The following is a 12,016-nucleotide window of genomic DNA, read 5'->3' on the forward strand; positions in this document are numbered from 1 at the left end:
CGATGACCGATTCGCCGGCGCTGGCCGCCACCGTCGACCTGTCGGCGATCGCCCACAACGTGCGGGTGGTGGCCGAACGGGCCGGCGCTCCCGTGATCGCGGTGGTCAAGGCCGACGGCTACGGCCACGGCGCCGTGCCCGTCGCCCGCGCCGCGCTGGCGGCCGGGGCCGTCGAACTGGGCGTCGCCCACCTCACCGAGGCGCTGACGCTGCGCGCGGCCGGGATCGACGCGCACCTGACCTCCTGGCTGCACACCCCCGGTACCGACTTCGCCGCCGGGATCGCCGCCGGGGTCGACCTCGCGATCTCCTCGCCTCGGCAGCTGGCCGCGGTGGTCGCGGCCGCCCGCGAGACGGGCACCACCGCCATCGTCACCGCCAAGGTCGACACCGGGATGGGACGCAGTGGAATCGCCCCGGACGAGTGGGCGCAGACCGCCGCCGATCTGGCCCGCGCGCAGGCCGAAGGCGCGATCACGCTGCGGGCGATGATGTGCCACTTGGCTTTCGGCGACGAACCCGATCACCCGATGAACTCGCAGCAGGCCGCCGGCCTCGACGCCGCCGCGGCCGATCTGGCGCGGCTCGGGGTGGTGCCCGAGGCGCTGCATCTGTCGAACTCGCCGGCCGCCCTGACCCGCCCGGACCTGTCGCGCGATCTGGTACGCCCCGGCCTGGCCCTGTACGGCTGCTCGCCGATCCCGGGGATGGATTTCGGTCTGATCCCGGCGCTGACGCTGAGCGCCGAAGTGGCCCTGGTGAAGAAGATCCCGGCCGGGCAGGGGGTGTCGTACGGGCACAGCTGGATCACCCCGCGCGACACCACGATCGCGGTGCTGCCCGCCGGCTACGCCGACGGCGTCCCGCGCCTGATCTCCGGGCGCTTCGAGGTCTCGATCAACGGCCGCCGGTTCCCCGGTGTGGGCCGCATCTGCATGGATCAGCTGGTGCTGGACCTGGGCCCGGACGGCGGCGGCGTGTCCGAGGGCGACCGGGCCGTGCTCTTCGGCGCCACCCCCGCCGGCGAGCCGGAGGTACCCAAGGCCGTGGACTGGGCCGAGACCATCGGCACCATCGACTACGAGATCGTCTCGGGCATCCGCGGTCGCGCGCAGCGCCGCTACGTCGGCGGCGACACCGGGGGACCGGTATGACCGATCCGCACACCACGCGCCGGCTGCCGGCCTGGTCGTCGGGCCTGCGGGACGTCGGCGCCCTGGGCGCCACGGTGGGCGGCAACGTCCGCCGCCGGCGACAGCGCCGCAAGTCCGGAGCCGCCGTCGACCCGTACGCCGACGTCGACTTCAAAGCCCTCTACACCGACGAGGCGTCGACGGTGATCGTCGACGACGGCGTGGGCCTGGCCGTGCGCACCCGCGTCACCGGCGGCGACCCGGACGCGGCGCCCGAGGCGACGGTGATCTTCGTCCACGGCTTCACGCTGCGCCTGGCGTCCTGGCACTTCCAGCGCTACGGGCTGGCCGAGCGGTGGGCCGACCGCCGCATCAAGATGGTCTTCTACGACCAGCGCGGCCACGGGCGTTCCGATCCGGCCCCGGCCGACAGCGCCTCGATCCCGCAGCTGGGCCTGGACCTGGCCGCGGTGATCCGCGCGGTGGCCCCCACCGGACCGGTGATCCTGGTCGGCCACTCGATGGGCGGCATGACGATCATGGCGCTGGCGCGCGCCCACCCCGAGCTCTTCGGCCATCAGGGCCGCATCAGCGGCGTCGCCCTGGTCTCCACCGCGGCCCGCGGCATCACCGAGGCCGGTCTCGGCGAGGGCCTGAACAATCCGATCGTCGACGCGCTGCGCGTCTCGGTCCGCTACTTCCCGCGGCTGGTGCAGGCCGGGCGCGGCATCACCCGCCAGGCGGTGGAGCCGGTGCTGGTGGCCGCCAGCTTCGGCCCGGACTTCTACAGCCCGTCCGCCGGACACGCCGTGGAGTCGATGATCCAGAACACCTCGATCTCGACGATGGTGAACTTCCTGCACGCACTGGAGAGTCACGACGAATCCACCGCGCTGCCGGTGCTGGCGCAGGTGCCGACGGTGGTGATGGGCGGCGACGTCGACCGCCTCACCCCGCTGCCGAACTCGGTGCGCATGTACTCCGAGCTCGGTGACGACTCCCGCCTGGTGATCGGCGAGGGCTGCGGGCACATGCTGCCGATGGAGTACCCGGACCTGGTGAACGACGGCATCGACGATCTGCTGCAGCGGTCCCGGCTGGCCCTGGGACGCCCCAAGATGCGCTGGCGCTGGGGCACGCGATGAGCACCGTCGAGCGCGGCGCCGCCGGGCGCCGCACCCTGCCGGAGATGGCCGATACCGAAGCCCTGGGCTCTCAGCTGGCCGCGGTGCTGGCCCCCGGCGATCTGGTGATCCTGGACGGCCCCCTCGGTGCGGGCAAGACCGCCCTGACCCGCGGCCTGGCCGCCGGCCTGGGGGTGCGCGGCCGGGTCTCCTCGCCGACCTTCATCATCGCCCGCCAGCACGCGGCCGGCACCCCCGGCGGGCCCGGTCTGATCCACGTCGACGCTTACCGGCTCGGTGGCCTGGACGACCTCGACGCCCTCGACCTGGACACCGACCTGGCCGACTCGGTGGTGGTGGTCGAATGGGGCGAAGGCGTGGCCGAGCGGCTGGTGGACGAATACCTGCTGGTGCGGCTGCGCCGCGATGATGACTCCGAAGTCCGTCGGGCCGAGTGGGAATGGGTGCGCAATGACTGAGCGGCGACTGGTACTGGCCCTGGACACGGCGACGCCGTCGGTGGTCACCGGGGTGGTGGCGCTGACCGGCGACGGCCCGCAGACCCTGGCGCAGCGGGTGGTGGACGATCACCGGCGGCACGCCGAGGTGCTCACCACCCTGATCAGCGAGGTGCTGGCCGAGGCCGGGATCGGTGGGGCCGATCTGGCCGCGGTCGTGGTGGGCTGCGGGCCCGGCCCGTTCACCGGGCTTCGGGTGGGCATGGCCACCGCGGCGGCCTACGGCGACGCCCTGGGCCTGCCCGTCTACGGCGTCTGCTCGCTGGACGCGATCGCCGCCGCCGTCACCGAATCCGATGAGGCCGACGCCGGTGACGTGCTGGTGGTGACCGATGCGCGCCGCCGCGAGGTCTACTGGGGCCGCTACACCGGCGGTGCCCGGGTGGCCGGACCCGACGTGTGTGCCCCCGACGCGGTGCCGCCGGGCGGGGCGGAGGTCGTCGCCGGCACCCCCGGCTTCACCGACCGGTACGCGCTGCCGGTCGCGGCGGTCACCGCGCCGACCGCGGCCTCGCTGGTGGCCGTCGCCGCCGGGGCGATCCGCGTCGGCGCCGTCCCGGAGACGCTCACACCGCTGTATCTGCGGCGCCCGGACGCGGTGGAACTGAAGGATCAGCGGCGCAAGTCGCTGCTGGGATGATCGTCGACGCGCTGACGCCCCGCGACCTGCCGCGGTGCGCCGAGCTGGAGGCGCAGCTGTTCGCCGGCGACTCCCCGTGGCCGCTGGCCGGGTTCGTCGGCGAGCTGGCCGCCGGCTACAACCACTACTTCGCCCTGCGCGCCGAGCCCGGCGCCCCGGTCTCCGGGTACGCCGGCATCAGCGTGCTGGGCCCGGCCGGCGGACACGAGTGCGAGGTACACACCATCGCCGTGGTCCCCGAGGCCCGGGGGACCGGCGGTGGCCGCGCCCTGCTGAACGCGCTGCTCCAGGTTGCCGACCGCCACCGTGCGCCGGTATTCCTGGAGGTGCGCACCGACAACACTGTGGCGATCTCGCTGTACGAGAGCACCGGCTTCGCCGTCGCCGGCGTGCGCCGCAACTACTATCAGCCGTCCGGCGCCGACGCCTACACCATGGTGCGGCCCGCGGCTGCGGAGGTGAACCGCCCGTGATCGTGATGGGGATCGAGAGCTCCTGCGACGAGACCGGCGTCGGCATCGTGTCCTGGGACGGCGAGGCGGCGACGCTGCTGGCCGACGAGGTGGCCTCCAGCGTGGACCAGCACGCCCGCTACGGCGGCGTGGTGCCCGAGGTGGCCTCCCGCGCGCACCTGGAAGCGATCGTGCCGACCATGAGCCGCGCCCGGGAGACCGCCGGTATCGACCGCCCGGACGCGATCGCGGTGACCATCGGCCCCGGCCTGGCCGGCGCGCTGCTGGTGGGAGTCGCGGCGGCCAAGGCCTACGCCCTGGCCTGGGACGTGCCGCTGTACGCGGTGAACCACCTGGGCGGGCACGTCGCGGTGGACACCCTGGAGCACGGTCCGATGCCCGCGTCGGTGGCGCTGCTGGTCTCCGGCGGCCACACCCACCTGCTGGGCATCGACGATCTGGCCCGGCCCCTCGACGAACTCGGCACCACCATCGACGACGCCGCCGGGGAGGCCTTCGACAAGGTCGCCCGGCTGTTGGATCTGGGCTATCCCGGCGGCCCGGCCCTCGACGCGGCCGCCCGCGACGGCGACCCGGGGGCCATCGCCTTCCCGCGCGGTCTCACGGGCCCGCGCGATGCGCCCTACGACTTCTCCTTCAGCGGGCTCAAGACCGCCGTTGCCCGCTACGTGGAGGGCGAGGTCCGCGCCGGCCGCGAGGTGAGCGTCCCCGACGTCGCCGCGTCCTTCCAGGAGGCCGTCGCCGACGTGCTGACCGCCAAGGCGCTGCGCGCCTGCGCCGAGCGCGGCGTGAGCACCCTGGTGCTCGGCGGCGGTGCGACCGCCAACTCGCGGATCCGGTCGCTGGCGAGCGAGCGCGCCGACGCCGCCGGGGTGGCGCTGCGCGTCCCCAAGCCCCGGCTGTGCACCGACAACGGGGCCATGGTCGCCACCCTCGGCGCGCACGTGATCGGCGGGGGAGCGCCGCCGTCGCCGCTGACGGTGGCCACCGATCCGGGCATGTCGGTCCAGATCAGCAAACTCTGAGCGAATCAGCGCCCGCAAGGCTTGAGTGCTGGCACTCGCCTGGGTAGAGTGCTAGTCGGCAAGGGATTCATGCCACGGCACCCGCGACGACGTGGCACCGAGCCCGAGCTGTGAACTCTTCATCAGCAAGACGAGACAGAAGGACTGACATCGTGGCAGGCGTGAACATCAAGCCGCTAGAGGACAAGATCCTTATCCAGGCCATCGAGGCCGAGACGACCACCGCTTCCGGGCTGGTCATTCCGGACTCGGCCAAGGAGAAGCCCCAGGAGGGCAAGGTCATCGCAGTGGGCCCCGGCCGCTGGGATGAGGACGGCGACAAGCGGATCCCGCTCGACGTCGCTGAAGGTGACACCGTCATCTACAGCAAGTACGGCGGCACCGAGATCACCTACAGCGGAGAGACCTACCTGATCCTGTCGGCTCGCGACATTCTCGCAGTCGTCGGCTGACGCTCCCCGTAGCTAGACAACGACCGCCCCGGCAGGCCCCCCGGCCCGCCGGGGCGGTCGTCTGTCTGGACCCCTCAGGAAGCCGGACCCCTCAGGAAGCCAGCGAGTGGCTGGGCTGGCGGCGCCGGATCACGTTGCGGTCGTGCTCGGACAGGCCGCCCCAGATCCCGTAGATCTCGTCGACCGACAGCGCGTGCGTTCGGCACTGATCGATCACCGGGCAGCCGGCGCAGATCTGCTTGGCGTGCCGCTCGCGCTGCCGGCGGGCATGGCCGCGCTCACCCTCGGGGTGGAAGAACACCGATGAGTCCAGACCCCGGCAATGCCCCTCGCGCTGCCAGTCCCAGAAGTCGGCGTTGGGGCCGGGCAGGTGGTCTGCGGTGATGGTCACGGCGCATGTCCTCTCGTCGGTTCTCGTTGGTTCCGGTCGTTGCATCGCTCACGCTAGGACGCGCGAATCGAGCGAGTCAAACAGCATCGAAACCCGGTATGAGCAGCATTTTTGCCGCTAGGTTAACGGCCGGTGCGGCTCCTGCGGTTTCGTCGCTTCGCGGTAACACGGGGTAAACATGGGGTGGACCGCGGGCGGGGTCGGGCGACGGGAAGTCACCGAGTGTTACGCCCGAAGAAATCTGCCGAGAAACTGACGAGAAGAGGACGATGAGCCCCGAGCCGGCCGGCCTGCACGCGTGGACCGCCGCCGTCGAACTCGGCGCGCAGGGTCGGGCCGCGGCCGCGCGCTGCGCCCTGGCGGCCCTGGACGCCGACCGGGCGACGGCGGCCTCGATCCGTTCCCTGGCGCACAGCACCCGCGCCTCCCTGATCCGCCAGGCCGGTGGTCACGCTGCGGCGCGCGCCGGCGACGGGCGGGCCTGCTCGGTGGCCGTGGCCGCCACCGGCGATCCCGGCGACCCCTGGCTCGACGCGGCCTGGCTGGACGGGCTCATCGGGCTGGCCGCCGACAACCTCGGTCTGGCCGATTTCGCCGCCTCGGCCCGCCTCCTGGACCGCGCGGCCGCGCACGCCGGCGCCGCCGCGGCCGCCGCCGGATCCGAGGTGGACTGGCAGACGCTGCCGCGCACCGCGCTGCGGCTGTCGTGGGTGCGCAGCGAATGGGGCCTGTACTCCGGCGACCTCGCGGTGGCCCGCGCCGCCGCGGCCGCCTCGGCCGAACTGGCCGCGGACCTGCCCTCCCCGCGGCACCGGATCAAGACCGATCTCATCGCCGCGGCCGTGGCCGCCGCCGGCGGCGAGACCGCCGCGGCCGACCGCGGCGCCCGGGCCGCCCACGCACGCGCCGGGGAACTGGGGCTGCTCCCGCTGCGCTGGGCCGCGGCCACCCTGCTGGCCGGTCTGCGCTCCAGTGACCAGACTGGTGAGCAGGCCGTCTACCAGGGCGAAGTCACTGAACTGCGCGACCGGCTCGCACTGCGCGGCATGCCGCTAGCGCCCCTCCGGCCGGGCGAACGGCACGGTCGATAAGGTGGATCGGTGACCCGCCCACCCGTGCTGCCCTCCGCAGCGACCCGGTGTGACCACGGCGATGTAACACTTCGAGCACAGCGTGACGATGAAACTGACAGGTGAGGCGCTGGACCAGAAGGTCCGGGAAGCGGCTGGCGGGGACCGCGCAGCGTTGAACTCAGTGCTCGAGAGTGTGCGGGAACCAGTCCTGCGTTACTGCCGGGCGCGGATGGGTGCCGGCGAACGGCATCTGTTCTCCGCTGACGATGTCGCGCAGGAGGTGCTGATGGCGGTGATGACTGCGGTACCCAGGTACGAAGACCAAGGCCGTCCGTTCATGGCCTTCGTCTACGGCATCGCCTCGCACAAGGTCGCCGACGCCATGCGCTCGGCCGCCCGCGTGAAAGCCGACCCGGTGGACGTGATCCCCGAATCGGTCGACTTCTCCACCGGACCCGAGCAGCAGGCGATGGACAACGACGCCAGCCGCCGGATGGCGCGCCTCCTCGAGACCCTGCCGGAGAAGCAGCGCGAGATCCTCGTGCTGCGCCTGGTGGTGGGGATGTCCGCGGACGAGACCGCGGAAATGGTCGGGAGCAGTGCCGGCGCCGTGCGCGTCGCACAGCACCGGGCCCTGACGAAGCTGAAGAAGTTACTGACCTCCGGAGGTGAACGGTGAAGGATCACGGCGAGAACTCCGTCGACCTGCAGGCCGTACGCCGCGACGACGAATTCCTGGACGCCCTGGCGGCCGGCGGTGGACTGCCGCCCGCCGACGAGGGCGAAGCCGCCGTGGGCTCACTCCTGTTCGCCTGGCGCACCGAGGCCCTCGCACCGCCGCCGCCCGTTCATCCGACGCTCGCCGACGTGGACGCGGCGCTTGCCGCACAGGCCGCCGAACGTAAACGGCAGGGTTTCACGCGCCACCTGCGCCTGATCTCCGGCGCCGCCGCGATCACCGCGGTGGCCGCCGCGGGCCTGCTGGTGCTGTCGGAGAACTCCGAGCCCGGCGATCCGCTGTGGAACGTCAAGAAGGTCGTCTTCGCCGAGCAGGCGCAGCAGACCCAGGCCACCATCAACGTGCAGAACCACCTCGAACGGGCCGAAGCGGCCCGGGCCGCCGGGGACACCGTGGCCGTCGCCTCCCTGGTGGAACAAGCCGAGCATGAGCTGCGGCCGATCAACGAGGGCGCCACCCGCGAACGCATGGAGCAGTGGATTCAGCGGCTGCGCGACGACGACGACAAGCGCACCGAGACCGACAAGCGGCTGATGACCGGCACCTCCGAGTCGAGCACCGATCCGGCGACACCGCCGTCGGACATCACCAGCGACTCCAGCACGTCGAGTTCGGTGACGGTCACCGTCCCCTCGTCCGAGACGCCGTCGTCGTCCTCCTCGGCGCCGTCGTCGTCACCGTCGCAGCCGTCGAGCTCGGAACCGTCCACCTCCCGGCCGACCAGTTCGAGTCAGGCCTCGCGCACCGTCACGGTCTCACCGACCCCCAGCCGCTGAGCGGTTGAGGCGTTCGGTGACCGAGGGTCGTTCGGGCTGAAGCCGGTTCAGCGGCGGTCGCGGAAGACGGCGTGCGCGTCGGCGAAGCCGCGGCAGTAATCCCAGGTGACGTAGTCCTCCGGGCGCGGCTCGATGGCCGGCTCGTGGGGCCGCACCGTGCCGTCGAGCAGCAGCTGATGCAGGCTGGCGCGCAGCATGTCCCAGTCGTGGAAGTGATCTTCACGACAGTCCTCGCAGATCACTACGAGTCCGCGGATGCCGCGCGGGGCCAGAAGGCGTTCGTAGACCTCCAGGTCCACCAGATCTTCGCGCACGGCCTCCCGTTCCTGATCATCCAGGGGGACGCCGGGTTCGAGGGCGTCGAGCGCGGCGGCCGGATCGGTCGGGTCGTCGGCGAAGGGATCCGGCGGCATGCCGGGAGGGAAGTGGTCGTGCACGCCTCCACCGTAGCCGATCCGGTGGGCACCGGGGGCCGGGCCGCGTGCGGGCCGATACGATGGAGCGATGACTCCCGTGCGCACTGGTGGAGATGATCCCGGCAAGGTCGCGATGCTCGGCCTGACCTTCGACGACGTACTGCTGCTCCCGGCCGCCTCCGAGGTGGTGCCGAACGCGGTGGACACCTCGTCGCGACTGACCCGCGACATCACTCTGCGCGTGCCCCTGGTGAGCTCGGCCATGGACACCGTCACCGAGTCGCGCATGGCCATCGCGATGGCTCGCGCCGGCGGCATGGGCGTGCTGCACCGGAACATGTCGGCGCAAGCGCAGGCGTCGGCGGTGGAGACGGTCAAGCGCTCGGAGGCGGGCATGGTGACCGACCCGGTCACCTGCAGCCCGACCAACACCCTCGCCGAGGTGGACGCCATGTGCGCCCGCTTCCGGATCTCCGGGCTGCCCGTGGTCGACGATGCCGGCGCGCTGGTCGGCATCATCACCAATCGCGACATGCGCTTCGAGCACGACCAGTCGCGTCCGGTGGCCGAGGTGATGACCCCGGCGCCGCTGATCACCGCCCAGGAGGGCGTCTCCGCCGAGGCCGCGCTCGGCCTGCTGCGGCGGCACAAGATCGAGAAGCTGCCGATCGTCGACGGCAACGGCCGACTCACCGGTCTGATCACCGTCAAGGACTTCGTCAAGACCGAGCAGCACCCGTACGCCACCAAGGACGCCGACGGCCGTCTCCTGGTCGGCGCCGCGGTCGGTGCGGGCGACGAGGCCTGGACCCGGGCGACGTTGCTGGCCGAGGCCGGGGTGGACGTCCTGGTGGTCGACAGCGCCCACGGGCACTCGCGCGGCGTCCTGGAGATGATCGCCAAGCTCAAGGCCGAACTCGGCGGACGCGTGCAGCTGATCGGCGGCAACGTCGCCACCCGTTCCGGTGCGCAGGCGCTCATCGACGCCGGCGTGGACGCGGTGAAGGTGGGGGTGGGCCCCGGTTCCATCTGCACCACCCGCGTGGTGGCCGGGGTCGGCGCCCCGCAGATCACCGCGATCCTGGAAGCCTGCGCGACCGCTGACGCCGCGGGCGTCCCGGTGATCGCCGACGGCGGCCTGCAGTACTCCGGTGACGTCGCCAAAGCCCTCGCGGCCGGTGCCTCCACCGCGATGCTCGGCTCGCTGCTGGCCGGCACCGCCGAATCGCCGGGTGAACTGATCCTGGTGAACGGCAAGCAGTTCAAGAGCTACCGTGGCATGGGCTCGCTCGGGGCCATGCAGGGCCGCGGGCAGGGCAAGTCGTACTCCAAGGACCGCTACTTCCAGGACGACGTGCTGGCCGAGGACAAGCTGGTGCCCGAGGGCATCGAGGGCCGCGTGCCCTTCCGCGGCCCGCTGTCGCAGGTGATCCACCAGCTGGTGGGCGGTCTGCGCGCGGCCATGGGATACACCGGCGCCCAGACCATCGCCGAACTGCAGCAGGCGCAGTTCGTGCAGATCACCGCGGCCGGGCTCAAGGAATCCCACCCGCACGACATCACCCTGACGGCCGAAGCGCCGAATTACTACTCTCGCTGAGAGCAGCTGACAGAAAGGCGCCTCGAGTGCGTGACCTCGTCGAATTCGGCATGGGCAGGACCGCCCGCCGGACCTATGAACTCGAAGACATCTCGATCGTCCCGTCCCGGCGGACCCGGTCGTCCAAGAACGTCTCCACGGCCTGGCAGATCGACGCCTACCGGTTCGAGGCCCCGATCCTGAACCATCCGACCGACGCCATCGGCTCGCCGGCCGCGGTGATCGCACTGGGGCGTCTCGGTGCGCTCGGCGTGCTCAACGGTGAGGGCCTGTGGGCCCGGCACACCGACGTCGACGCCAAGCTCGCCGAGCTGATCGAGGTCGCCGACACCGATCCCGACCCGAGAGCCGCCGTGCGGTTCCTGCAGAAGCTGCACTCGGCCCCGGTCCAGCCGGAGCTGCTGGCCGCCGCCGTCGCACAGGTGCGGGAGGCGGGGGTGACCACCGCCGTGCGGGTGAGCCCCCAGCACGCCCCCGAACTGACGCCGGCGCTGCTGGCGGCGGGGATGGAGATCCTCGTCGTCCACGGCACCATCATCTCCGCCGAGCACGTCACCCTGGTCGACCGCAACGGCGACGGCACCGAGCTGGAGCCGCTGAACCTGAAGACCTTCATCTCCGATCTGGACATCCCGGTGATCGCCGGCGGCGTCCACGACCACCGCACCGCGCTGCACCTGATGCGCACCGGCGCGGCCGGGGTGATCGTCGGCTACGGCTCGGCCGAGGGCGCCACCACCACCAACGAGGTGCTGGGCATCGGCGTGCCGATGGCCACCGCGATCGCCGACGCCGCCGCGGCCCGCCGCGACTACCTGGACGAGACCGGCGGCCGCTACGTGCACGTGATCGCCGACGGCGACCTGCACACCTCCGGCGAGATCGCCAAGGCCATCGCCTGCGGCGCCGACGCCGTCTCGCTGGGCACGCTGCTGGCCGCCGCCGAGGAGTCGCCCGGGCGCGGCTGGTACTGGCCGTCGGCGGCCGCCCACCCGGACACCCCGCGCGGCGCGCTGCTCCAGGTCGCCGAGGCGACCGATCGCTCCAGCCTGGAGCGGGTGCTCAACGGCCCGTCCGACGATCCGGACGGCCTGCTGAACCTGATCGGCGCCCTGCGCCGTTCCATGGCCAAGGCCGGTTACGCGGACTTGAAGGAGTTTCAGAAGGTGGGCCTGTCCGTCCGCGGCTAAGGTGAGCCCGTGGATGTGATGGAGGATGTCTTCACCTGGGTCGCCGTAGCCTTCGAGTCGCTGGGCACGCTGGCCATGGTGGTCGGTCTGCTGATCGCGATCGTCCTGGGGATCCGGGCCATCGGGCGCGGGGATCCCGGCGAGGAGATCTTCGGCATCGTCCGCCGGACGCTCGGCGGCGCCATCCTGCTCGGTCTGGAAGTCCTGGTGGCCGCCGACCTGGTCCGCACCATCACCTCCAAACCGTCCATCGAGGACGCCCTGATCCTGGGCATCATCGTGCTCATCCGAACCGTGCTGTCGATCTCCATCCAGATCGAGATCGACGGCGTGCTGCCGTGGCGGCGCGCAGTGGTCACCAGCGGGGCCACCGTCGTCGCCCACGAGGTGCGCCGGGACGCCGCGGCAGCCAAGGCGTCCGACAAGTAAGGGCACGCTTGCTGTCGGAATAGTGACAACGGTCATT

At 72.0% G+C, this 12,016-nt stretch carries 15 protein-coding genes; 13 read left to right on the plus strand and 2 right to left on the minus strand.

The annotated features are described in order from the left end of the window. The first annotated feature begins 2 nt into the window (after positions 1–2). The 7 genes from alr (at position 3) to groES (ending at position 5,365) form a co-directional block, all read left to right on the plus strand. Positions 3–1,154, plus strand: a complete 1,152-nt coding sequence (gene alr, locus ABD732_RS14275; RefSeq protein WP_344784874.1) for an alanine racemase — start codon at positions 3–5, stop codon at positions 1,152–1,154. Next, positions 1,151–2,278, plus strand: coding sequence for an alpha/beta fold hydrolase (locus ABD732_RS14280; protein ID WP_344784876.1), 1,128 nt, complete (start codon positions 1,151–1,153; stop codon positions 2,276–2,278). Before alr ends, ABD732_RS14280 begins: the two co-directional genes overlap by 4 nt. Beyond that, a complete protein-coding gene (gene tsaE / locus ABD732_RS14285; RefSeq protein WP_344784878.1) occupies positions 2,275–2,736 on the plus strand; it encodes a tRNA (adenosine(37)-N6)-threonylcarbamoyltransferase complex ATPase subunit type 1 TsaE in 462 nt (153 codons plus the stop codon). Before ABD732_RS14280 ends, tsaE begins: the two co-directional genes overlap by 4 nt. After that, entirely contained in the window at positions 2,729–3,415 is a 687-nt protein-coding gene (gene tsaB, locus ABD732_RS14290; RefSeq protein WP_344784880.1) for a tRNA (adenosine(37)-N6)-threonylcarbamoyltransferase complex dimerization subunit type 1 TsaB, read from the plus strand. Before tsaE ends, tsaB begins: the two co-directional genes overlap by 8 nt. Next, complete coding sequence (gene rimI / locus ABD732_RS14295; protein WP_344784882.1) at positions 3,412–3,888, plus strand: ribosomal protein S18-alanine N-acetyltransferase; 477 nt, start codon at positions 3,412–3,414, stop codon at positions 3,886–3,888. Before tsaB ends, rimI begins: the two co-directional genes overlap by 4 nt. Beyond that, the gene (gene tsaD / locus ABD732_RS14300; RefSeq protein ID WP_344784884.1) at positions 3,885–4,913 is read left to right on the plus strand and encodes a tRNA (adenosine(37)-N6)-threonylcarbamoyltransferase complex transferase subunit TsaD; all 1,029 of its coding nucleotides are present in this window, start codon (positions 3,885–3,887) and stop codon (positions 4,911–4,913) included. The genes rimI and tsaD overlap by 4 nt, the downstream gene beginning before the upstream one ends. A gap of 152 nt (positions 4,914–5,065) precedes the next feature. Next, the gene (gene groES / locus ABD732_RS14305; RefSeq protein WP_344784886.1) at positions 5,066–5,365 is read left to right on the plus strand and encodes a co-chaperone GroES; all 300 of its coding nucleotides are present in this window, start codon (positions 5,066–5,068) and stop codon (positions 5,363–5,365) included. Positions 5,366–5,456: 91 nt separating this feature from the next. On the opposite strand, the gene ABD732_RS14310 is transcribed toward groES, so the two are convergent. Further along, complete coding sequence (locus ABD732_RS14310) at positions 5,457–5,756, minus strand: WhiB family transcriptional regulator (RefSeq protein ID WP_344784888.1); 300 nt, start codon at positions 5,754–5,756, stop codon at positions 5,457–5,459. Between the two features lie 269 nt (positions 5,757–6,025). Here ABD732_RS14310 and ABD732_RS14315 point away from each other — a divergent pair, with 269 nt between their 5' ends. The 3 genes from ABD732_RS14315 (at position 6,026) to ABD732_RS14325 (ending at position 8,344) form a co-directional block, all read left to right on the plus strand. Beyond that, positions 6,026–6,847: a hypothetical protein gene (locus ABD732_RS14315; RefSeq protein WP_344784890.1), complete on the plus strand. Its 822-nt coding sequence runs from the start codon at positions 6,026–6,028 to the stop codon at positions 6,845–6,847. Between the two features lie 88 nt (positions 6,848–6,935). Then, a complete protein-coding gene (locus ABD732_RS14320) occupies positions 6,936–7,508 on the plus strand; it encodes a sigma-70 family RNA polymerase sigma factor (protein WP_344784892.1) in 573 nt (190 codons plus the stop codon). Beyond that, the gene (locus ABD732_RS14325; RefSeq protein WP_344784894.1) at positions 7,505–8,344 is read left to right on the plus strand and encodes an anti-sigma-D factor RsdA; all 840 of its coding nucleotides are present in this window, start codon (positions 7,505–7,507) and stop codon (positions 8,342–8,344) included. Before ABD732_RS14320 ends, ABD732_RS14325 begins: the two co-directional genes overlap by 4 nt. 47 nt (positions 8,345–8,391) lie before the next feature. Here ABD732_RS14325 and ABD732_RS14330 read toward each other — a convergent pair whose 3' ends face one another. Continuing rightward, positions 8,392–8,781 carry a DUF5319 domain-containing protein gene (locus ABD732_RS14330; protein WP_344784896.1) on the minus strand — a complete coding sequence of 130 codons (390 nt, stop codon included), beginning with the start codon at positions 8,779–8,781 and terminating at the stop codon, positions 8,392–8,394. A 67-nt stretch (positions 8,782–8,848) separates the two neighbouring features. Between ABD732_RS14330 and guaB the strand changes: the two genes are divergently transcribed. From guaB to ABD732_RS14345, 3 genes are read left to right on the plus strand one after another with little or no spacing between them, the layout of a single operon-like run. Continuing rightward, positions 8,849–10,360 (plus strand): IMP dehydrogenase, encoded by a 1,512-nt coding sequence (gene guaB / locus ABD732_RS14335; RefSeq protein WP_344784898.1) that lies wholly within the window; start codon positions 8,849–8,851, stop codon positions 10,358–10,360. A 26-nt stretch (positions 10,361–10,386) separates the two neighbouring features. Beyond that, positions 10,387–11,550 (plus strand): GuaB3 family IMP dehydrogenase-related protein, encoded by a 1,164-nt coding sequence (locus ABD732_RS14340; RefSeq protein WP_344784900.1) that lies wholly within the window; start codon positions 10,387–10,389, stop codon positions 11,548–11,550. Between the two features lie 18 nt (positions 11,551–11,568). Next, positions 11,569–11,979, plus strand: coding sequence for a DUF1622 domain-containing protein (locus tag ABD732_RS14345; RefSeq protein ID WP_344785033.1), 411 nt, complete (start codon positions 11,569–11,571; stop codon positions 11,977–11,979). Positions 11,980–12,016: the final 37 nt, after the last annotated feature.

Origin of the sequence: Gordonia caeni, assembly GCF_039537105.1 — a bacterium.
GTDB classification, from domain to species: Bacteria; Actinomycetota; Actinomycetes; order Mycobacteriales; family Mycobacteriaceae; genus Gordonia; species Gordonia caeni.